Consider the following 20,135-nt stretch of genomic DNA (forward strand, 5'->3'; position numbering starts at 1 on the left):
GCACTGAATCGGTTGCTTAAACTAGGTGGCGCGCGAGTGGTGCGCAATGCCTGCTCCCCCGGAATACTGGGGAGTTCGAGCAACCAGGGGGATTTCATGGACGAACCGGCCCGGATCGGCCGCAGGGTGCAGCGCATGCGCGGTGAACTCGGTCTGACCCAACGGCAGCTGGCGGAGCCCTCCTACACCTCCGCCTACATCTCCACGCTGGAGTCGGGCAAGGTGCGCCCCTCGGAGACCGCGCTGCGCTTCCTCGCCGCCCGCCTGGGCACCTCGTACGAGGAGCTGGCCACCGGCCGCTCCGCCCATCTGGCCACCGAGCTGCGGCTCGCCCTCACCGACGCCCAGCAGACGCTCGCCACGGGTGCGGCCGACGAGGCCGCCGTGCGCTACCGGCGACTGCTCTGCGAGGCGCAGGAGCTCGGGCTGGTCCCCGAGCAGGCCGAGGCGCGGCTGGGGCTCGGTGAATGCGCGCTGGAGTCCGGCGAACTACCGGACGCGATCGCCCACTTCGAGGCGGCGGAGCGCCTGCTGGCGGACGAGCCGCTCCCCCGCCGGGCCCGGCCGATCCGCGGCCGGGCCGTCGCGCACCTGCTCGGCGGCGAGCTGCGCTACGCCTGCTACCTGCTCGAATCCACCATCGACGAGCTGGGCGCGAGCGGCCTGGCCGATCCCGAGGCCCTGGTGCTGCTCAACGCCGCGATCATCGGGCCGTACCTCGACATGGGCGCGCATGCCCGCGCCGCACGCGCCGCCGAGCTGGCGCTCGCACTGGCTCCGCAGGTCAGCGACCCGGCGCTGGTGGCGGGCATGCACCGGCAGGTGGCCCGGACCTTCCTGGCCGGGGGCCGGGTGGCCGACGCCGACGCCTCACTGGCCAAGGCGCAGGAGATATACGGGCAGTTGCGGCTGCGGACGGATCTGGCGCACTGCCACTGGATGCGCGGCTACGTACAGGCCCAGAACGGGGAACTCGACTCGGCCGAGCGGGAGTTGCGGATAGCCCGGGACATGCTGTCGGCTCGCCGGGCCGGGCTCTACACGGCGCAGGTGGAGGTCGAGCTGGCCGACGTACTGCGCCAGCTCGGCCGGTACGAGGAGGCCGCCGGCCTGCTCTCGGCTCTGCTGGAGCTGGGGGACAGTCACGGCGCCGTGCACGCGGGCGGCGCGCACCGGCTCCTCGGCCTGATGGCCGAGGAGCGCGGCGAGCCGGAGTCCGCCGAGGAGCACTACGTACAGGCGCTGGCGCTGCTGGAGCGCAGCGGGGCGAGCGGCGATCTCGCCGACCTGTGCCGGCTGCTGGGCGATCTGCTGCGTCGTACGGGCCGGGTCGAGGCGGCCATGGACGCGTACCGCACGGGACTGGGCCACCGGGCGGCGCCCGGCACCACGACCCTGGGCCCGGCGCCCGCCGCGCCCGCCGTGCGGCCCGCCCGGGTCAGTGGTTCTCGGTGGGCTGGAGGTCCCGGGGAATGAGCGTCCAGGTCGTGGTCGCCGCGGCGACCACGAGGCCCGCGGCCAGCAGGAACGCCGGGGTGATCGCCAGGGTGTAGGCGTGCGAGGCGGTGTCGAGCAGGGCCTGACCGACGGCGCCGCCGAGCCGTTCGGCGGTGTGCGCGGCCTCGCCGACGGAGTCCCGTGCGGCGGCGGCGCTCGGACCGTCCAGGTCCAGGGCGGGCAGGTTGCCCCGGTAGAGCGCGGCCGCGGTGGAGCCGAGGATGGCAACGCCCATGGCCGAGCCGAGCTCGTAGCAGGTCTCCTCGATGGCGGCGGCGCTGGAGACCTCGGCCGCGGGCGCCGCGGAGACCAGGGTCACGGAAGCCACGGTGGTGGCGAGTCCGGCGCCCAGGCCCATCACGGTGAGGGCGGCCGCGAAGGCCGGGTAGCCGAGATCGGTGAACTGCTGGAGGGTCCAGGGCAGGGCCATGCCGACGGCCAGGACGAGGAGGCCGGCGCCGAGTACGTGGCGGATCGCGAAGCGGTGCATCAGCGGCGGGGCCACCATCGAGGCGGCGATCAGTGCGAGCGGGGCCGGCAGCAGGCGCAGTCCGGCCTCCAGCGGGGTGTAGCCCTCGCCGTACTGGAACCACTGGGTGACCAGGAACAGGATCGCGCCCATGCCCACCATGGGCAGGAAGATCGCGGTGGCCGCGACGCTGAACGCCGGCTTGGCGAACAGCCGTACCTGCAGCAGCGGGTGGTCCAGGCTCAGCTGGCGGCGCACGAAGACGGTCAGCGCGACGGCGGCGAGCAGGAGCAGCGCCCAGGGCAGCGGGTCGCCCATTCCGCTCTTGCCGAGCTGCTTGATACCGCCCGCGAGGGCGAGCATGCCGACGACGGACTGGCCGACGCCCCACCAGTCCCACCGGCCGGTGCTGCGCGGGGAGCGCGATTCGGGCAGGTAGCGCAGGCCGGCCGCGACGATGACGGCGGCGACGGGGAGGTTGAGGAGGAAGGCGGAGTGCCAGCCGTAGTCCTGCACCAGGAGTCCGCCGACGACGGGCCCGAAGGCCATGCCGCCCCCGAAGACGGCCGCCCAGACGGCGAGCGCGAAGGCGCGCTCCTTGGCGTCGGTGAACACGGTCCGCAGGATCGACACGGTGGACGGCATGATGGCCGCGCCGCCGATGCCGAGCAGGGCGCGGGCCGCGATCACGTGCCAGGCCTCGGTGGAGAAGACGGCGATGAGCGAGGCGAGCGAGAAGATGCCGAAGCCCGCCATGAGCAGCCGCTTGCGCCCCCAGCGGTCACCGAGCGCACCGGCGGTGACCAGCAGGCCCGACAGGGCGAGCGCATAGACGTCGATGATCCACAGCTGCTGTACGGCGCCCGGCTGGAGGTCGCCGACGAGGGAGGGGAAGGCCACGTTGAGGATCGTGGTGTCCATGGAGATGAGCAGGAGGCTGCCGGAGAGGATCGCCAGGACGATCCACCTGCGGGGGTCCAGCGCGGGGGTGTGCATGAGGTTCCGTTCAGAGGTGCGGGTGCGCACGGGGTGGAGAGGAGTTTCAGGGCGCGGGTGCGCCGGCGGGGGGCCGCGTGACCGGCCGCGTCCCGCTGAGGAAGGAGGTCAGGACCAGGTGGCCGATCTGGCGCGGGGCGAGGTGCCCGTCGCGCACGCCCTCGGCGGCCGCGTCGAGCAGACCCCAGAGCGAGTACCAGATCCAGTACGGCGGCAGGTCCGCGCGCAGCCGCCCCAGCCGCTGGCCGAGGGCGAGGAAGGCCAGGGCCCGGCGGTCCTGCCGGTCGACGCCGGCCCGGAACTCGGGGTCCGCGAGGACGGTGGCGTCGCGTGAGGTGAAGCCGTAGAGGTGCGCGGCGGGCATGAGGGCGATGACCAGTTCCTCGAGGGCCGCGTCGAATGCGGCCGCGTCGGCGCTCTGCGCGAGGTCGAGCGGGGCCAGGCACCCGTCGACCACCTCGATCGCCCGGACGGCGACGGCCTTGAGCAGGGCCTCACGGGTCGCGTAGCGGCGGCTCAGCGTGGCGCGGCTGGTACCGATACCGGCGGCGATCTGCACCATCGAGGCGCTGTGATCACCGGCCAGAACGCGGGCCGCGCCGTCCAGCAGTTCTTCTTCCTGCACCATGAATGAGCCTCCTTCGCCTCGAACGATACAAGATTGTCTCAATCGAGGCAAAGATGACCCATCACACCTGCGTCATTGACTGCGCGGGCGGCGCCGGGCGGCGCCCTCCGGCCCCCGTGCGCCGGCCGCTCGCGAGGGCTATTCGTCGCTGGTGCGGGCGCGGGCGCCTGTGCGGGTACGGCTCGCGGTCTGGGCCCGCTGCGGGTGGCGGCGGACGTACTCGTGCTCCAGCTCGTTCATCCGCTTCGTGTGGGTGACCAGGGCGTCGTCGGACCCGTGCAACAGGGTCTCGTGGCGCGTGCGGTGAATGGCCTCCAGCTCCTTGAGCAGTCGGCCCTCCTCCAGCTTCCGCGCCGCCGGACCGCCGTCGTGTTCCGTCATGGCACGTGCACCTCCTCCACCGGGCCGTGGGGCCACAGTCCATCATCCCCCGCACCGCGGGACAGGGCCTCCGGGCGCAGCGCCGGGCGAGTAGACACTGTCTACTCCTCCTGGTAGACAGTGTCCATGGACCAGGGGGGACCGCTCCGGGAGCGGCTGATCGACGCAGGGGTGGAACTCGTCATGAGCGAGGGCACCGGCGCGCTGGGGCTCCGGGAGATCGCCCGCCGGGCGGGTGTCTCACACGGGGCGCCGCGCCGGTACTTCCCCACCCACCAGTCCCTGCTGTCGGCGATCGCCCGGCGCGGGTTCGAGGATCTCGGCGTGCGCTTCGCGAGCGCCGCGGCTCCCGCGCGGGAGATGCCCCCGCGGGAGCGGGTGCGTTCGATCGGGTGCGCCTACGTCGGCTACGCGCTGCAGCACCCGGGGATGTTCGAGCTGATGTTCCGGCACGACCTGCTGGACAGCACCGGCCAGGGACCCTCCCAGGGGCCGCGGCTGCGGGAGTCGACGCTCTCGATGTTCGACCAACTCGTCGCGCTCGTCTGCCGCTGCGGGGCGCCCGAACCGTCCGTCACCGCCGCCGCGTTGTGGGCCAACCTGCACGGCGTGGCGCAGTTGTGGCGCTGGGGCAGCCTGCCGCTGGTCCTCGGCGGCGCCCCGGCCGACGGCGTCGAACGGCTCGTCGGCGCGGCCGTCGACGCGCACCTCGGTCCGGAGCCGGTATGAGGCAGCGGATCTCCCTCCTGGTCAGCGTCGCGGGAGCCATGCTCGTCGCGCTGGACGGCACCGTGCTGACCGTGGCGCAGCCGAGCCTCCGGCGTGATCTGGGAGCGAGCGTGGCGCAGGTCCAGTGGACCAGCACCGCCTACCTGCTCGCCGTGGCCGCCTTCCTGGTCGTCGCGGGGCGGCTCGGGGACCGGTACGGGCACCCCCGGCTGCTCTTCGTCGGCGTGCTCGGCTTCGCCGCGGCCTCGGCCGGCATCGTGTGCGCGCCCGGCGTGGGCTGGGTGATCGCCCTGCGCGCCGCGCAGGGCGTGTTCGGCGCGCTGCTGCAGCCCGCGACGCTGGCGTTGCTGCGGCTCGCGTACCCGCCCGACCGGCTCTCCACCCCGGTCGCCGTGCGGACCAGCTCGATCGGGGTGGCCGCGGCGGCCGGTCCCCTGCTCGGCGGCGTGCTGGTCGCCCAGTGGGACTGGCGGGCCGTGTTCGTGATCAACGTGCCGGTGGCCCTGGTGATCGCCGCGCTGACGCTGGCCGTACGGGCCCCCGCGCCGCCGCGTGCGCAGCGCGGGCGGCTGGAGCTCACCGGCGCCGCCCTGCTCGCGACGGCCCTCGCGGTGTTCGTGCACGCGCTGGTCGGCGTGCCCGAGTACGGGTGGACCGCCGCGCCCACGCTCATCGGGTTCGGGGCCGCCGCCGGGCTCGCGGCCCTGTTCGTACGCCGTGAGCGGCGGACCGCGCAGCCGTTCGTCCCGCACGCCGTGGCCCGGTCCACGGCGGTGACGGCCTCGATGGCGCTGCTGCTGGTGGTCTCGGCGGGCATGTTCGGGGCGCTCTTCACGGCCACGTTCCAGCTCCAGGACGTCCAGGGGCTGGACCCGCTCGCCACCGGGGTGCGGGTGCTGCCGCTGACCGCGCTGATGGTGGCGGGGGCGCCGGTGGCGGGCCTGGCGCTGCGCCGGTTCGGGCCGCGCCGGACCGCGCTGGCCGGTACGGCGCTGGTCGTCGCCGGGATCGCCGGGCTGGGCTCCGCGTCCGCGGTGGCCTTCGGGGTGCTCGGCGCCGGGTTCACCACCGTCATGGTCACCGCCACCGGGGCCGTGGTCGGCGAGGCACCGGCCGGTTACGCCGGGGTGGTCGGGGGGCTCAAGCAGACGGCCATGAACGTCGGCCCGGCGCTCGGGATCGCGGTCGCCGCCGGCGCCCGGCTGCACGGCTCGTCGCTGGTGGTCCTGGCCGCGCTGGCCGCCGTAGGGCTGGCGGCGGCGTCACTGCTGCCCGGCGGCGCGCGCCCGGCAACTGCGGGCGACCTCGTCGGCGAAGACGAGGGCGGGCGCAGTGAGGGCGGCCCAGCGGCGGACGGCCCAGCCGACCGCGAGCGGCGGCAGCGCGGGGATCGGCACGAGGCGCAGCGGGCCGTCGGAGCCGGGGACCTGCCAGCCGGGCAGCGCGGGCACGACGGCGTGTCCGAGGCCTAGTTCGGCGAGCAGCAGGGCGGTGTCCCAGTCGGCCACGCTGGTGTCGGAGTCCACCCGGATGCCGGATTCGGCCAGCGCGGCATCGAGGTGGGCGCGGGAGGCGGAGTTCTCGGGCAGCCGGATGTGGCGGATGCCGGCGAGGTCGGCGGGGGCGATGTGCTCGCGGGCGGCGAGGGGGTCGTCGGTGCCGACGGCGAGCACCCAGGGCAGTTCCATGACGGGGCGCTGCTCGATGCCGCGGACCGGGCCGCCGATGGTGATCCAGGCGAGGTCGAGGTCGTCGGCGGCGAGGGCGTCGAAGCAGCTGCGGCTGGAGTTCTCGGTCTGGAACTCAAGGCTCACCCCGGGGTGGCTGCGGCGGAAGGTGACGACGGCTTCGGACATGAAGTGCCGCACCGTCGTCGCACCCGTGGTGACACGGACCGTGCCGCCGCCGCCCCGGACGAGGTCGTCGACGCGGCGCAGGGCGCCGTCGAGTCCGGCGATGCCGTCGGCGGCGGCCGCCCGGAGGATGCGGCCGGCCTCGGTGGGTACGACGCCGCGGGCGTGGCGCTCCAGCAGGCTCGTGCCGGTCTGCCTCTCCAGGCGGCGGACGTGCTGGCTGACGGCCGACTGGGTGCAGCCGAGGTCGCGGGCCACGGCGCTGAGGCTGCCGGCGCGGCAGACCGCCACGAACACACGAAGATCGTCGAGGGTCATGAGACCCAAGGTATCGCTTGGATGTGAGGAGTAAACCGGAGGATTGACTTGGGTTTCCGAGGGGGCCAGGATCGGTGCAGGGCCCGGGCGGCAACCCGTCCCTGCCTTCGCCACGGGGTCCGGAACCCGGGTACGGGCGGGCACGGGTGCCGACCCACCCCGCCGACCCGCCCCACCCGGCCCGCCCCACCCGGCTGATCCGGCCGGCCCGCCATCACCGATCGGAGGGACTCACCGGTGTCGGAACACGCCGTCGCATGGTTGCGGGAACTCGGTGCGCGGGAGATCGCCCACCCGGGCGGTACCCTCCTCGCCCATGTCGAGCGCGTACGGGAGCTCCTCGCGTCGTGGGGTGCGCGGCCCGCGCTCCAAGGGGCGGGCCTGTGCCACGCGTTCTACGGTACGGACGGGTTCCCCACCGCCCTGCTGCCGCTCGCCCGGCGGGCCGAACTGGCCTCGCTGATCGGCGACGAGGCCGAGGAGATCGTGTACCTGTACGCCGCCTGCGACCGGGCGGCTTCGCATCCGGCGCTCGCCCGCGAAGAGGCGGCGTTCCGGGACCGGTTCACCGGCCGCGTCCACTCCCCCGCCCTGGAGCTGCGGCGGGACCTCGCCGAGCTGTCGGCGGCCAACGAGCTCGACCTCGCGCGGATCGATCCCGCCTTCCGGGTCGCCCGCGGAGCCGAACTCCTCGCCCTGTTCACGCGGTGGCGCGCCCTGCTGAGCGAGCCGGCCCGGCGGGAGTGCCGGGCCGTGCTCGGCGGCTGAGTCAGGGGGCGGGTCGGCCGGTCAGGGTGATCTCGGCGGCGCTGGTCCAGGGGCCGCGGCCGCCCGCTTCGCTCAGCGCCCTCAGGCGGAGGTAGCGGCCGCTCTTCGGGGAGAGGGCGGCGGTCTTGGCGGCCGCGGTGTCGGCGAAGGTACCGGTCGCCACCGGTGGGCCCCAGTCGGTGGTGCTGTCGGAGACGTAGACCTCGTAGCCGCCGATCCGGCCGTTGACGCCGCCGTCCTGGCGGGGCAGGTAGCCGAGGCCGTCCACCGCGTACCGGGCGCCCAGGTCGATCCGGATCTCGTGCGGGAGCGGGGCGGGCGTGCCGGAGGACCAGGCGGTGTGCCACAGGGTGGCCGGGTTCCCGTCGATGGCGTTTGCGGCGGCGCCGTTCTCGGCGGCGGTCTCCTGGCTGTCGGCGTGGAGCAGCGACCAGGCCGAGCGGTCGATCGGGCCGGGAGAGGGCAGGGGTGCGGTCGCGGGGACGCTGGTGCCGGTCGCCGAGACGCGGAAGGCGCCCGCCTGCGCGGCGGTCTTGATCCAGAGCACTCCGGAGCGGTCGGCCGGGTCGAAGTACCAGCCGGAGGCGGCGGAGTCGTAGGCGGCCTTGGAGGCCAGACCCGCGAGGGGCGCTCCGCCCACCGTGACGGTGGTGGGCGCGGTGGCCACGTGCAGGGTGAACTCGTAGCCGCGGGAGGCCGGTTTGCCGGTGTAACTGCCGGTGGGGGCGCCCACGGACACGGTGACCGTGCCGGGTCCGGTGCTCGGGGCGGTGACGTCGACCTGCTGGCGGGCGTAGGCACCCGACTGGTGGGCGCGGGTGCGGCCGTCGTCCTCGTAGAGGCTGAAGGAGGAGGTGCCGCGCGGGTGGATGTCGTAGGTGAGGGTGGAGACGGGCTTCTCGCCGGAGTAGTTCATCTGCGGCCACATCGGCACGATGGCGCCGCCCTTGACGAAGAGCGGCAGGGTGTCGAGCGGCGCCCGGTAGCCGTTCAGCCAGCCCGGGCCCGCGTACGTACGGCCCGTCCAGTAGTCGGTCCAGGTCCCGGCGGGGAGGTAGATGCCGTCGCGGACGGAGGTGTCGGAGACGACGGGCGCGACGAGGAGGGAGTCACCGGCCATGAACTGGCCGCTGGTGGCGTTGCCGCGGGCCACGGGGTCGTCGGGGTACTCCAGGACCATGGCGCGGGTGCTCGGTACGCCGCTCTCGTGGGCGACGCGGCTCATCGTGTACAGGTAGGGCATCAACCGCATCTTGAGCTGGAGGTACTTGCGGTTGATGGAGAGGTACGGCTCGGCGAAGCGCCAGGGCTGCTTGTCCTGGTAGCCGGCGGCCGGATTGGTCGCGCCCCACCCGGACATGGTCATGAAGGCCGGGGTGAAGGCCTTCCACTGGAGGTCCCGGGTGTACGTCTTCGGGCTGCCGCCGAAGATGCCGTCGATGTCGCCGGCCGCGTAGTTGAGGCCGGAGAGGCCCGCTCCGGTGATGGCGGGGACGTGCCAGCGCATGTCGTCCCAGGTGCCGTGGGTGTCGCCGGTCCAGACGACGGCGTTGCGCTGGGTGCCCGCCCAGCCGTCGACGGTCCAGACGTAGCGGCGGGCGTCGGAGTTCTTCTCGATCCCGTCCACGGCCTGCTGCACGCCGTTGAAGGCGTACTTGTAGCCGCTGCCGATCCACGCCACATCCGTCTTCACGCCCCGGCTGCCGGCCGTGCCCACCTCGTCGGCGATGGAGCCGAGGCCGGTGGAGGTCCACAGGCCCGTCTGGAAGCCCTTGGCCTTCAGGGCGTCCACGGTCGACTTGAGGGGCGCGGTGTAGCCGCAGCCGTAGCCGTCGTTGGGCAGGAACCAGCCCGAGGGCATGTCGGCGGCGCGGGCGTCGGCCGCGTAGCCGACGACGTCGGGGGTGGTTTGGTGGCGCAGCCGGTCGTGATCGCCCTGGTAGTCCGGGTTGGAGGCGTTGAAGCAGTCGGCGTTGCCGAGCTCGAAGCCCCACATCGGGGCCATGAAGGGCTTGCCGCTGACGTCGGTGTAGGCGTCGAGCACGGACTTGAGGGAGTCGCCGGTGAAGTACCAGGCGTCGAAGCGCTTCTCGTCGTGGGTGAGGGTGGTGGGCGCGTTGAAGCCGTAGGAGCCGGGAGCCCACGTGTTGCGCATGACGCCGTAGCCGTTGGTGGACATGTAGAAGGGCGCGGGGCTGGCGTTGTCGTTCTCGCGCCACTTGTTGTCGACGGCGATGGGGACGGTCTTGCCGCGCAGCGCCCATTCGCCGAGCCGCAGGCCGGTGCCGTAGAACTGCTCGTCCGCGCCCCGGGCCAGGTACTGGGTGGTCCGGGTGCCGGTCCAGCTGGTGGGCTGGGTCTCCTGCCAGACGGGGGTGGTGTCGTCGGCGCGGTAGACGGAGAAGCGCAGGGGCTTCTTGTTGACCCGGATGGAGAGGGATCCGGTGGTGATCCGGTAGTACGCGCCGGCGTCCGAGTAGCTCGTGGCCACGGAACCGAAGTCGGTGGTCGGGGCGAGGTCGGAGCCGGCCGGGTCATCGGTGAAGGACCCGTCGGGCGAGAGCCAGAGGCGGAAGATGTCGGCGCGGGCGACGACCACGCGGGCCTTGGCCCCGCCGGACGCCGTAACGGTGAAGGTGTTCCCGGACCGGCTGAAGCCGGTGACATCGCCCGCGGTGGCCGTGGCCCCGGCGGCCTCGGCAGGGGCGGCGGAGGCGGGTGCGGCAAGCGGTCCGGCGGCGGCCAGACCCGAGACGGTGAGGGCGGCGGCGAGCAGAGCGGCGGCGGCCGGGGTGCGCCGTCGGCGCCGCCGCGCCGCGTGGACTCGGCTGCCCAACGGGCCTTGCCGACCCTGGCTCCGGCGGATGCTTGGCAGTCTCATGGGGCAGCTCCTCGTGCGGTCCGGGACACGGACACAGCTCTTTGGCATGCACCCGGCAAGATAGCGCCCGGACGGCCCCAGTGAAAGATGATGCTCGAAATCGGCTGCAATCACGCATATTTGAGCATCCAGCAGCTGCCTGTGCCGGCCGGGCTGGAGTGCCGGTCATGGTGGTGGACGCCGACGTGGCGGTGGTGGGGGCCGGACCGGCCGGGCTGAGCGCCGCCCTGCTGCTCGCCCGGGCCGGGCTCCGTGTGGTGGTGCTGGAACGCCGTCCCGGACCGGTCACCGAATCCCGCGCGACCGACGTGCACGCACGGACCCTGGAGGCCCTGACCCCGAGCGGACTGGCCGAATCACCTCGGCCTGCGGGACGCCGTCTCCCTCGCGGCGGCGCTGCCCCGTGCGACCGCCGCCCGCGCCGGCCCGGCGTATGAGGGGCTCGCGGCCCGGCGCCGCGCCCGCCGCGCCGACGCGCTGGGCGTCCTCGCCCGCACCGACCTCGCCACCCGCGCCTGGACCCTGCGCCCGGCGCCCGCCCGCCCCGTCCGGGACACGGCGGTGCGCGCCGCGCTCACCGCGTCGGCCGGCCGCCACCTGCTCGCCGAGGCGGTCGCCGGGCCCCGCCCGGTCTGATCGGCAGGACACCCGCGTCTCTTGGGTCAGCCCGTCGGGAAGGGCCGGACGACCGCCAGAACCGGCGGGGCCGGGGTGGACCAGCGGTGGCCGCAGGGGTCGAAGACCAGGACCACCGGCCGCCCCGGGCGCTGGCGCCAGGAGATGCGCTCCGGCGCGCCCTCGCACACCGGACAGCAGGGCAGCGGCCTCGGTTCCGGCAGGCACTCGGGGGCGGCCGTGAGCGGCGTGGCGTGCGGATCGCGCATGGAGGCTCCCTGGTCGTGCGGTTGGGCTGATCGCACTGTGCCATGGACGGGCCCTGGTGCGCACGGGCGAATCGTCCAGTGTTTTGGCTGGTCAGAGGTGTGGTCTGCAGGCGGAATCCGGTCCTCTTACGGGCACTTGGTGATCAACCGCTCGCGCTGCCCGCCTCCACCAGGCCCGATTCGTACGCCGCGATCACCGCCTGCGCGCGGTCGCGGACGCCCAGCTTGCCGAAGATGCCGGTGATGTGGTTCTTGACCGTGGAGACACTGATGTCCAGTTCCGTGGCGATCTCGGCGTTGCCCCGGCCGGTGGCCATGAGCCGCCAGATCTCCAGCTCGCGCGGGGTGAGTTCGACGGGCGTCGCGGCCGCCCACGACCGCGTCCGCGCGGGGGTGCGCACGTAGGCGGAGAGGAGGCGGCTGAGCAGTCGCGGCGCGACCGCCGCCTCGCCGGTGTGGACGATGCGGACCGCGGCGATCAGCTCCTCCGGGGATATGTCCTTGGGCAGGAAGCCGTACGCGCCCGCGCGCAGGGCCGCGACCACGTACTCGTCCATGTCGAAGGTGCTGAGGGCAAGGACCCGGGTCCCGGGGAGGGTGCGCGCGAGTTCCTCGGTGGCCTTGACCCCGTCCATGACCGGCATGCGGATGTCCATGACGACCACGTCGGGCCGTACCTGCCGGGCGAGGGCCACGGCCCGGGCTCCGTCCTCGGCCTCGCCCACGACCTCGAACTCCGGGTCGGGGCCCAGGATCAGGGCCAGGCCGCGCCGTACCAGCGGCTGGTCGTCGGCGATGAGTACACGGATCATCCGTGGCGCCTCTCTCTAGAAGGTGTCCTGGGCCGGGAGAGGGATCCGGGCCGCCACCCGGAATCCGCCGCCCGCGAGGGCGGCTGCCTCCAGGGTTCCGCCCTGCAGGGCGACCCGCTCGTGCATGCCGATCAGACCGTACCCGGAGCGCGCCGCGGGGCGGGCGGGCGGTGGTTGCGCTCCCGCTCCGTCGTCGCGCACCTCCACGCCCACCTCGTCCCCGTGGTAGGTGAGCCGTACGTGGGCCCGCGCCCGGCCCGCGTGCTTGCGGGTGTTGGTCAGGGCCTCCTGGACGATACGGAAGACGGTGAGGCCCACGGTGGGCGGCAGCGGGCGGACCGGGCCGTCCACGGTGAACTCGGTCTCCGTCCCGGCCAGCCGGGACTCGGTGATGATCCGGGCGAGGTCGCCGGCCCCGGGCTGCGGCGCCGGCGGGGTGTGTTCCGGCTCCTCCCCGGCCCGTAGCACGTCGAGGAGTTGGCGCATCTCGCGCAGGGCCATCCGCCCGGAGTCCTCCAGGGTGACGAGGGCCTCCCGGGACACTTCGGGGTCGTGCGCCAGGTTGGCCCGCGCCCCGCCGGCCATCAGCTGCATGGTGGTGATGTGGTGGGCGACGATGTCGTGCAGTTCGCGCGCGATCCGGCGGCGCTCCTCGGCCACCGCCCGGTCGGCGAGCCGCGTCCGCTGGGCCTCGGCCTCCCGTTGGCGGTGGTTGACCACCACGGCCGCGGTGACGGTGATGAGGGCGGCGACCGCGTTGCCGGCCAGCCCCCACCAGCCGTAGGGCAGCGGCCAGCCGCTCTGGCCCGCCGAGACGAGCGGTATCGCTGCGAGCACCGTCACCGCGACCACGGCGGGGCGGCTGACCCTGACCACCGAGTAGAGGGCGACGGTGAGGCTGAGGGTGAAGTGCGGGGACAGCGGGGCGGCCACGTTCACCAGGGCGCCCAGGGCCAGTACGGCGGCGAGGACCGGCAGCGGGTGGACGCGCCGGGCGAGCAGGGTCATCGCCGAGACGATCAGCAGGGCGGCTGCGGTCAGGGTGAGGGACCCGCCCTCGGTCAGGGTTCCCAGGGAGAAGCCGACGAGGTCGGTGGCGCCGGCCGCGATCGCCACGAGCGCGTCGTTGCGCGTCCACGGCCCCCGCTCGCCACCCCGGTCCGCGCCTGTGGCCTTACCCGCCGCCGTGTCCGTGCCCGCCCTCGTGTCCGTACCCATGTCCATCGCCCCCATGCCCGCCCCCGTGCCGCCCGTCCGGTCCCCCGGTGATCCATTCTGGCACCGGCCGCCGCCCCTGGCGCCCGACCACGGTCGGGGCCCGTACCAGGACCGGAGTCCTGGTCGGCGCGGCAGGCCGGACCCTGGTCCCGGGGTACGGATCCTCCCCCGACCGGACGTTTCGCCCGTTCGCCCCTGATGGTCTGGAGTCAGGCCGGGAACCCCCGGCCCGCACCACACAGACCGGAGGAAACGTGATCCGCGCCCTGACCGGATTCTCGACGAGAAGTCCGTGGAAGGTCATCGCCCTGTGGGTGGTCCTCGGGATGGCAGCGGCCGTCCTGGGCCAGGCGTTCGTCTTCCGCGCCGTCCAGACCGGGAACGGCGGGTTCCTGCCCGCGCAGTACGACTCGGCGGCCGCTCTGAAGATCGCCGAGGAGCGGTTCGGGGCGAAACCGGACGCCAACCTCCTGACCGTGCTCGTGGCCCGGTCGGACGGGGCTCCGCTCACCGCCGCCGACGAGCAGCGCATCGACGCGCAGGCCGCGCAGTTGTCCCGGAAGCGCATCGCCATGCCCAGGACCGAGGAGACGATGCCGCTCGCACAGGACCACTCGCAGATCCCCCGGGTCAGCCCGGCCATGACGGCGCCCGACCGCTCTTTCCGGCTGCTGTCCGTCGAACTGACCGGGAACCCGGCCGATCCCGGGGTGCAGAGCACCTACCGGGCCTTCCGGGACTCGGCCCGGGACACCCTGGCCGAGGAGGGCCTGCGCACCGGCTTCACCGGCCCGATCGCCGACCGTGTCGACACGATGGACGCGGAGAAGACCCGCTCGACGGTCGTCGGCATCATCATGCTCGCGGTCATCGTCCTGTTGCACGTACTCGTCTTCCGCAGCGTCCTGGCGGCCCTGCTGCCGCTGCTGGCCGTCACCGTCATCGGAGGCGCCGCGGCGGGCGCGGTGGTCGGCGCCGCGCTGCTGACCGGGATCGGGCTGTCCGAATCCACACCGAGCCTGATCAGTGTGGTGCTGATGGGCATCGGCATCGACTACTTCCTGTTCCTCCTGTTCCGCTTCCGGGAGCAACTGCGCCGGCACCCCGAGCAGTCCGGGCGCGAAGCGGCCGCGCACGTCGCCGGGCGGGTGGGTACGGCCATCACCTCCGCGGCGCTGACCATCGTCGCCGCGTTCGCCACGCTCGGTCTCGCCTCCTTCGGCCAGTTCCGGGTCCTCGGGCCGGCCATCGCCCTGTCCGTACTCGTGATGCTGCTGGGCAGCCTGACCCTGATGCCGGCCCTGCTCGCGGTCACCGGCCGCAAGATGTTCTGGCCCTCCCGGAGCCTGCAGCGCGAGCCCCGCGCGGGGTCGGCCTCGCGGATGGGCGACCGGGTCGCCCGTCGGCCGCTGACGCTGGTCCTGGCCTCGGTGGCACTGCTCGGCACGCTGGCCGCCGGGGTCGTGGGGATGCGGATGGACTACGGGCAGGGCGGCGCGGGCGGGGAGCGCACCGCCGCCGTGGCCACCGCGGCCGAGATATCGCGCGCCCTGCCGGCCGGGGTGTCGGACCCGACGAGCGTGTTCGTCACGGCCACCACCGGCGGCGCCCTGACCACCGAGGGCCTCGGCGGGCTGTCGAAGGCGCTCGCCGCGGTCGGCGGGGTGGGCCAGGTCGCGGACACCGTGCTGACGGAGGACCGGCGGGCGGCACGGATCGACCTGTTCCTGACAGCCGACCCGCAGCGCCAGGAGGCGCGCGACCTGGTGACGGGTCCGGTCAGGGCCGCGGTCGCAGCCCACACACCCACCGGTACGGAGGCGCACGTGGGCGGCACGGCGGCGGTCTTCGCCGATATCGCGACCGCCGTGGACAAGGACCTGGAGGTGGTCTTCCCGGTGGCCGCCGCACTCATCGGGCTGATCCTGCTCGCCCTGCTGCGCAGCCTGCTGGCGCCGGTGATCCTGCTGGCCTCGGTCGGGCTCGGCTTCGCCGCCACCCTCGGCGCCTCGACCCTGGTGTTCCAGCACGCCCTGGACCGGCCCGGGGTGGACTTCACGCTGCCGCTCGTGCTGTTCCTGTTCGTGGTGGCCCTGGGCACCGACTACAACATCCTGATGAGCGACCGCATCCGGGAGGAGATGGAACGACCCGGTCCGGCCCGCGCCGCGGTGGGCCGCGCCGTGCGGCACACGGCGCCGGCCATCGCCACGGCGGGTCTGGTGCTGGCCGCCTCCTTCGGGAGCCTGGCCGTCACCCCCGCTCCGTCCACTCAGCAGATCGGCTTCGCGACGGCCCTCGGGATCATGCTGTCCGCCTTCGTCCTGTCGATCGTGCTGGTGCCCGCGCTGGCCACGCTCCTGGGCCGGTCCATATGGTGGCCGGTGCGCCCGCGCCACCGCACGCACGGCGCCGGCGCCGGCGCCGGCGCCGACGGCAACGCCCGGCGGACCCCGGACCGGGTGCCGGTCGGCTGAGCCGCCCGGACGCACGAAAGGCGCCGACGCGCGCAGGACCCCGTACTGTCGTACGGTCCTGCGCGCGGCGGCGCCTTCGCTCTCGGGCTGCCTCCGGTCTTCAGGCCGCCCGCCGTATCACGCGAGCCGGTCGATCTCGGGGTGGTCCTGGAGCCAGGCGCGGACCGCCTGCTGCTCCTTGCCCTTGCCGGTCTCCTGGATCTTCGCCTCCAGGCCGGTCAGCTGCTCCTCGGTGAGCTTGAAGGACTTCAGCCATTCGGCGACCTTCGGCTCGTCCTCCGCGAAGCCCTTGCGGGCCAGGGTGTGGATGCCGTCGCCCTTGCCCCAGGCTCCCTGGGGGTCCTCGAGCTTGGTCAGCTCGTACGAGGAGTACGCCCAGTGCGGGGACCACAGCACGACCGCGACGGGCTCCTTCTTCTCGTAGGCTCGCTTCAGCTCGGCGAGCATGCCCGGCGTGGAGCCGTCCACGACCTTGTACTCGCCGTCCAGGCCGTACTCCTTGAGGACCTTGTCCTTGAGGATCGACATCTCACCGGCGCTCGGCTCGATGCCGATGATCCGGCCCTTGAACCGGTCGGCCTTGCCCTTGAGGTCGGCGAGCGAGCGCACGTCCTTCATGTAGGAGGGCACGGACAGCTCCAGGGAGGTGGGGCCGTACCAGGAGCCGAGGTCCTCCATCTTGTTCCCGTACTTCTCCCAGTACTGGGCGTGGGTGACGGGCAGCCAGGCGTCGGTCTGGAAGTCGAGCTGCCCTCCGGCCAGGCCGGTGTACAGCGCCCCGGCCTCCAGCTGGCGCGCGTCGACCTTGAAGCCGCGGCGCTCCAGGAGCTCCTTCCACAGGAAGGTGGAGGCGATGCCCTCGTCCCACGGGATGTAGCCGACGGAGAGGGTGCGGCCCTTGCCGATGTTCGCGGCCCCGGCCGGTCCGTCCTCGGCGGCGGAGCCGCCGAAGGTGTTCAGGCCGCCCGCGACGAGCGCCAGGACGACGGCGCCGCTGATCGCGTACGCGGGCTGGGGACGGTGGTTCCACAGCTTGGCCGCACCGCTCGCGGCGGCCCGCGCCTTGGCGAGCGTACGGCGGCCGATCGGGGAGACGTGGCGGCCGAGCGCTCCGGTCATCCGGTCCAGGTACATGGCGAGGATGACGATGGAGACGCCCGCCTCGAAACCGAGGCCGATGTCGACGTTGCCGATGGCCTTGTAGACGGCGCCGCCGAGTCCGCCGCCGCCGACCATGCCGGCGATGACGACCATGGACAGGCCCAGCATGATGACCTGGTTGACGCCCGCCATGACCGTGGGCAGGGCCAGCGGGAGCTGGACGCGTACGAGGGTGTCGCGCGGGCTGGTGCCGAAGGCTTCGGCGGCCTCGACCAGTTCGGCGTCGACCTGGCGGATGCCGAGCTCGGTCATCCGCACGCCCGGCGGCAGCGAGAAGATGATGGTGGCGATGATGCCGGGCACCACGCCCACCCCGAAGAAGATGATGCCGGGGATCAGGTAGACCATGGCCGGCATGGTCTGCATGAAGTCGAGGACCGGCCGCAGGACGGCGCTGACCCGGTCCGATCTGGAGGCCCAGATGCCGAGCGGGATCGCGATCGCCAGGGTGACGAGGGTGGCGACCAGGACCAGGGACAGGGTGGACATGGCGTCCTCCCAGAGTCCGAGGGAGTCGACCAGTGCGAAGCCCGCGAAGGCGAGCAGGCCCGCCAGCAGACCGCGCAGCCACCAGGCGGCGACGGCCAGGATGCCCGCGAAGAGCAGCGGGGCGGGGGCGGAGAGGACGGCGTCGATGCCGTCGTAGAGGCCGTTGACGACCGCGCTGATGGCGTCGAACAGCCAGGAGAGGTGGCTCTGGAGGAAGTCGACTCCGCTGTCGACCCAGGCGCCGAGGTGCAGGCGGGGCATCAGGCAGCCACCTCCGTACAGGCCATCGGGGGCCGTTGTTCGTCGCCGATGAAGGCGATGAGGCGGTCCTGGGGTACGGAGCCGACGACGGAGCCGTCCGCGCCGGTGACGGCGACCGCGTGCGGGACGCGGGCGCTGACGGCGCACAGGTCGGCCAGCGGGGTCCCGGCCGTGACGGTGGGGCAGTCGCAGGCGTCGGCGGCCGGTCCCGGATCGTCCATGACGGCGTCGGCCGTCAGGACCCGGGACCGGTCCACGTCCTGGACGAAGGAGGCGACGTAGTCGTCGGCGGGGCGGGTGAGGATGTCCTCGGCGGTGCCTTGCTGGACGATGCGGCCGTCGCGCATGACGGCGATGCCGTCGCCGAGGCGCATGGCCTCGTTGAGGTCGTGGGTGATGAAGACGATGGTCTTCTTCAGGCGCTGCTGGAGCTCCAGGAGCTGGTCCTGCATGTCGCGGCGGATCAGCGGGTCCAGGGCGCTGAAGGACTCGTCCATCAGCAGGAGCTCGGCGTCGGTGGCCAGGGCCCGGGCGAGGCCGACCCGCTGCTGCATGCCGCCGGAGAGCTCGTCGGGCCAGGACTTCTCCCAGCCCTCCAGGCCGCACAGGGCCAGGGCTTCGGCGGCGCGCCGCTCACGCTCGGGCCGGGGCACGCCCTGCACCGCGAGTCCGTAGGCGGCGTTCTCCAGCACGTTGCGGTGCGGGAACAGCGCGAAGTGCTGGAAGACCATGGAGATCTTCGTGGACCGGACGTGGCGCAGCTCACTCGCGCTCAGCGCGGTGAGGTCCTGGCCACCGAAGAGGATGCGTCCCGCGGTGGGTTCCAGCAGGCCGTTCAGCATGCGCAGCAGGGTGGACTTGCCCGATCCCGACAGACCCATGACCACGAAGATCTCGCCGGGCTGGACGTTGAAGGAGGCGTCGATCACGGCGGCAGTGGTGCCGTCGGCACGCAACTCGTCGCGGCTTGCGCCGCCTTCGAGGGCGCGGACCGCGGCTGTGCTGTCGGCGGGGCGCCTCCCGAACACCTTGTAGACATGCTCGGCCTGGAGCGTGGACACATATACCTCACGGGTCGCAGGAAGTACGGCGCGCACCGGCGGACCGGCGGGCCGTGGAGCGGGACGGGATCTGCCCGCGTGCGCCGCGTCCCCCGGCGCGAGTGGCCGGAGGACGTGGTTCCGCTCCAGCTGCGCCGATGCCCTGCATTCACCCGTGCAAACACAAGGGTGATCCTCCTCACGTACGGCCCGCCGGGGCCCGGTACGCGGATTCGCGCCCCGGTCCCGCGGGCCGCGGGTGGCCTCGTACGGCTACGCCCGCCCCCTGCGCGGGAGTTGGGTCCGCAACCCGGCGGCCTGTGCGACCGCCGGGCCCGGTGCACCGCCGCCCGGGGTGTGGCCGAGGCCACAGGGACTCTCAGTTGATGCGGAAGCCGGTGGTCGCGTGGTCGCGGTGGTCGCGGTGGAAGGTGAGGCGGTCCCACGTGGGGAAGGCCAGGTCGGTGAGGGCCAGCAGCCGGCCGGAAGTGTCGCGCAGGGTGCGGCGCACGGTCAGGCCGCAGGCCGGGGCGGTGGCCGGGGCATGCGTGACGCGGGTCATGGTGAGGGTCTCGGCGACCCTGCCGCCCGCTGCGGCCAGGTCGAGCCATCGGTGCAGGACGATCAGGTCCTGTTCGCGGATGTTCGCCGTGCGGTTGCGCAGGGCCGCCAGCTCCGGGCTCCGCGCGAGCGCCCCGGGGCTGAAGTAGGTGACGGCGTGCCGGAGGGTCTCCCCGGCCGGGCCGCGTTCGCGGTGGTGATGGACCAGGGTGCGGTCCCCGCCGGCCATGCCGAGGAGTGCGGCGAGCGAGGGCGGGACGGTGACGAGCGTGACCCAGCTCCGGGTCGGGGCGAGTGCGGGGGATGCCGGGGGTGCGGTCGCCGCGGCCACCGGCCCGGCCGGGACGGCGGGGCGGGTGCCGCGGCGACCGGTGACGACGAGGCCGTCCTCGCGCAGGTGCTGGAGGGCGGCCCTGATCGTCTGCCGGTTGACCTGGTAGCGGGCGGCGAGACTGCGCTCGGAGGGCAGCGTGCCGCCGGGGGTGTGTACGGCGCGGTCGAGATCGCGGCGCAGCGCTGCGGCGATCCGCTGGTACTTGGGCATGGCGGCCTGGCCGCCGCCCCGCGAAGGGGAGGGCATGGCTTCTCCTCTGACGGGTGGTCAAGGACTGCGCGGTCTGCCCGACCAACGTAGCATTGGTCTATACCTTTGGGTGAGAGGGGATCAGGGCCCGCGACCCACCTTGGCCGGTTCCGCATCCCCTCCCCGCCG

General features: G+C 73.5%; 16 protein-coding genes and 1 pseudogene. 6 read left to right on the forward strand and 11 right to left on the reverse strand.

Annotation, left to right across the window (positions count from 1 at the left end):
- The first annotated feature begins 96 nt into the window (after positions 1–96).
- Positions 97–1,476 (forward strand): tetratricopeptide repeat protein, encoded by a 1,380-nt coding sequence (locus ACGFZK_RS00840; protein WP_393846668.1) that lies wholly within the window; start codon positions 97–99, stop codon positions 1,474–1,476.
- On the opposite strand, the gene ACGFZK_RS00845 is transcribed toward ACGFZK_RS00840, so the two are convergent.
- From ACGFZK_RS00845 to ACGFZK_RS00855, 3 genes are all read right to left on the reverse strand, one after another.
- The gene (locus ACGFZK_RS00845) at positions 1,439–2,962 is read right to left on the reverse strand and encodes an MFS transporter (RefSeq protein ID WP_393846669.1); all 1,524 of its coding nucleotides are present in this window, start codon (positions 2,960–2,962) and stop codon (positions 1,439–1,441) included. The two genes, ACGFZK_RS00840 and ACGFZK_RS00845, sit on opposite strands and share 38 nt — an antisense overlap.
- A 46-nt stretch (positions 2,963–3,008) precedes the next feature.
- Positions 3,009–3,590 (reverse strand): TetR/AcrR family transcriptional regulator, encoded by a 582-nt coding sequence (locus ACGFZK_RS00850; protein ID WP_393846670.1) that lies wholly within the window; start codon positions 3,588–3,590, stop codon positions 3,009–3,011.
- A 138-nt stretch (positions 3,591–3,728) separates the two neighbouring features.
- Positions 3,729–3,971, reverse strand: coding sequence for a DUF6158 family protein (locus ACGFZK_RS00855; RefSeq protein WP_393846671.1), 243 nt, complete (start codon positions 3,969–3,971; stop codon positions 3,729–3,731).
- A gap of 126 nt (positions 3,972–4,097) precedes the next feature.
- Between ACGFZK_RS00855 and ACGFZK_RS00860 the strand changes: the two genes are divergently transcribed.
- Complete coding sequence (locus ACGFZK_RS00860) at positions 4,098–4,700, forward strand: TetR/AcrR family transcriptional regulator (RefSeq protein ID WP_393846672.1); 603 nt, start codon at positions 4,098–4,100, stop codon at positions 4,698–4,700.
- Positions 4,697–5,986: pseudogene (locus ACGFZK_RS00865) on the forward strand (MFS transporter); the annotation flags it as partial. The gene ACGFZK_RS00860 and the pseudogene ACGFZK_RS00865, both read left to right, overlap by 4 nt.
- Here the strand turns inward: ACGFZK_RS00865 and ACGFZK_RS00870 are convergent.
- On the reverse strand, positions 5,963–6,871 hold the full coding sequence (locus tag ACGFZK_RS00870; protein WP_393846673.1) for a LysR family transcriptional regulator: 909 nt from the start codon (positions 6,869–6,871) through the stop codon (positions 5,963–5,965). The pseudogene ACGFZK_RS00865 and the gene ACGFZK_RS00870 overlap by 24 nt on opposite strands.
- Before the next feature lie 237 nt (positions 6,872–7,108).
- Here ACGFZK_RS00870 and ACGFZK_RS00875 point away from each other — a divergent pair, with 237 nt between their 5' ends.
- Positions 7,109–7,639 carry a DUF6817 domain-containing protein gene (locus tag ACGFZK_RS00875; RefSeq protein WP_393846674.1) on the forward strand — a complete coding sequence of 177 codons (531 nt, stop codon included), beginning with the start codon at positions 7,109–7,111 and terminating at the stop codon, positions 7,637–7,639.
- Between the two features lies 1 nt (position 7,640).
- On the opposite strand, the gene ACGFZK_RS00880 is transcribed toward ACGFZK_RS00875, so the two are convergent.
- Complete coding sequence (locus ACGFZK_RS00880) at positions 7,641–10,520, reverse strand: TIM-barrel domain-containing protein (protein ID WP_393846675.1); 2,880 nt, start codon at positions 10,518–10,520, stop codon at positions 7,641–7,643.
- Between the two features lie 167 nt (positions 10,521–10,687).
- On the opposite strand from ACGFZK_RS00880, the gene ACGFZK_RS00885 reads away from it, so the two are divergent.
- Positions 10,688–10,957 carry an FAD-dependent oxidoreductase gene (locus tag ACGFZK_RS00885; protein WP_393846676.1) on the forward strand — a complete coding sequence of 90 codons (270 nt, stop codon included), beginning with the start codon at positions 10,688–10,690 and terminating at the stop codon, positions 10,955–10,957.
- A gap of 225 nt (positions 10,958–11,182) precedes the next feature.
- Here ACGFZK_RS00885 and ACGFZK_RS00890 read toward each other — a convergent pair whose 3' ends face one another.
- The 3 genes from ACGFZK_RS00890 to ACGFZK_RS00900 all read right to left on the reverse strand — a co-directional run bounded on the left by ACGFZK_RS00890 (position 11,183) and on the right by ACGFZK_RS00900 (position 13,434).
- Entirely contained in the window at positions 11,183–11,404 is a 222-nt protein-coding gene (locus tag ACGFZK_RS00890; protein WP_393846677.1) for a hypothetical protein, read from the reverse strand.
- A 143-nt stretch (positions 11,405–11,547) separates the two neighbouring features.
- Positions 11,548–12,216, reverse strand: coding sequence for a response regulator (locus tag ACGFZK_RS00895; RefSeq protein WP_393846678.1), 669 nt, complete (start codon positions 12,214–12,216; stop codon positions 11,548–11,550).
- A gap of 15 nt (positions 12,217–12,231) precedes the next feature.
- Entirely contained in the window at positions 12,232–13,434 is a 1,203-nt protein-coding gene (locus ACGFZK_RS00900; RefSeq protein WP_393846679.1) for a sensor histidine kinase, read from the reverse strand.
- Positions 13,435–13,688: 254 nt separating this feature from the next.
- On the opposite strand from ACGFZK_RS00900, the gene ACGFZK_RS00905 reads away from it, so the two are divergent.
- On the forward strand, positions 13,689–15,911 hold the full coding sequence (locus tag ACGFZK_RS00905) for an MMPL family transporter (RefSeq protein ID WP_393846680.1): 2,223 nt from the start codon (positions 13,689–13,691) through the stop codon (positions 15,909–15,911).
- Between the two features lie 117 nt (positions 15,912–16,028).
- Here the strand turns inward: ACGFZK_RS00905 and ACGFZK_RS00910 are convergent, their stop codons facing one another.
- The 3 genes from ACGFZK_RS00910 to ACGFZK_RS00920 all read right to left on the reverse strand — a co-directional run bounded on the left by ACGFZK_RS00910 (position 16,029) and on the right by ACGFZK_RS00920 (position 20,003).
- Positions 16,029–17,822: an ABC transporter permease/substrate binding protein gene (locus ACGFZK_RS00910; protein ID WP_393846681.1), complete on the reverse strand. Its 1,794-nt coding sequence runs from the start codon at positions 17,820–17,822 to the stop codon at positions 16,029–16,031.
- Complete coding sequence (locus ACGFZK_RS00915; protein ID WP_393846682.1) at positions 17,822–18,883, reverse strand: glycine betaine/L-proline ABC transporter ATP-binding protein; 1,062 nt, start codon at positions 18,881–18,883, stop codon at positions 17,822–17,824. Before ACGFZK_RS00915 ends, ACGFZK_RS00910 begins: the two co-directional genes overlap by 1 nt.
- Before the next feature lie 358 nt (positions 18,884–19,241).
- Positions 19,242–20,003, reverse strand: a complete 762-nt coding sequence (locus tag ACGFZK_RS00920; protein ID WP_393846683.1) for a GntR family transcriptional regulator — start codon at positions 20,001–20,003, stop codon at positions 19,242–19,244.
- Positions 20,004–20,135: the final 132 nt, after the last annotated feature.

The sequence above is a fragment of the Streptomyces sp. NPDC048257 genome (assembly GCF_043201855.1).
Classification (GTDB): domain Bacteria; phylum Actinomycetota; class Actinomycetes; order Streptomycetales; family Streptomycetaceae; genus Streptomyces.

Excerpts from the sequence above, each read along its gene's own strand:
- ACGFZK_RS00840 (WP_393846668.1), top strand. The coding sequence starts at position 97 with ATGGACGAACCGGCCCGGATCGGCCGCAGGGTGCAGCGCATGCGCGGT.
- ACGFZK_RS00845 (WP_393846669.1), bottom strand. The coding sequence starts at position 2,962 with ATGCACACCCCCGCGCTGGACCCCCGCAGGTGGATCGTCCTGGCGATC.
- ACGFZK_RS00850 (WP_393846670.1), bottom strand. The coding sequence starts at position 3,590 with ATGGTGCAGGAAGAAGAACTGCTGGACGGCGCGGCCCGCGTTCTGGCC.
- ACGFZK_RS00855 (WP_393846671.1), bottom strand. The coding sequence starts at position 3,971 with ATGACGGAACACGACGGCGGTCCGGCGGCGCGGAAGCTGGAGGAGGGC.
- ACGFZK_RS00860 (WP_393846672.1), top strand. The coding sequence starts at position 4,098 with ATGGACCAGGGGGGACCGCTCCGGGAGCGGCTGATCGACGCAGGGGTG.
- ACGFZK_RS00870 (WP_393846673.1), bottom strand. The coding sequence starts at position 6,871 with ATGACCCTCGACGATCTTCGTGTGTTCGTGGCGGTCTGCCGCGCCGGC.
- ACGFZK_RS00880 (WP_393846675.1), bottom strand. The coding sequence starts at position 10,520 with ATGAGACTGCCAAGCATCCGCCGGAGCCAGGGTCGGCAAGGCCCGTTG.
- ACGFZK_RS00885 (WP_393846676.1), top strand. The coding sequence starts at position 10,688 with ATGGTGGTGGACGCCGACGTGGCGGTGGTGGGGGCCGGACCGGCCGGG.
- ACGFZK_RS00890 (WP_393846677.1), bottom strand. The coding sequence starts at position 11,404 with ATGCGCGATCCGCACGCCACGCCGCTCACGGCCGCCCCCGAGTGCCTG.
- ACGFZK_RS00895 (WP_393846678.1), bottom strand. The coding sequence starts at position 12,216 with ATGATCCGTGTACTCATCGCCGACGACCAGCCGCTGGTACGGCGCGGC.
- ACGFZK_RS00900 (WP_393846679.1), bottom strand. The coding sequence starts at position 13,434 with ATGGGTACGGACACGAGGGCGGGCACGGACACGGCGGCGGGTAAGGCC.
- ACGFZK_RS00910 (WP_393846681.1), bottom strand. The coding sequence starts at position 17,822 with ATGCCCCGCCTGCACCTCGGCGCCTGGGTCGACAGCGGAGTCGACTTC.
- ACGFZK_RS00920 (WP_393846683.1), bottom strand. The coding sequence starts at position 20,003 with ATGCCCTCCCCTTCGCGGGGCGGCGGCCAGGCCGCCATGCCCAAGTAC.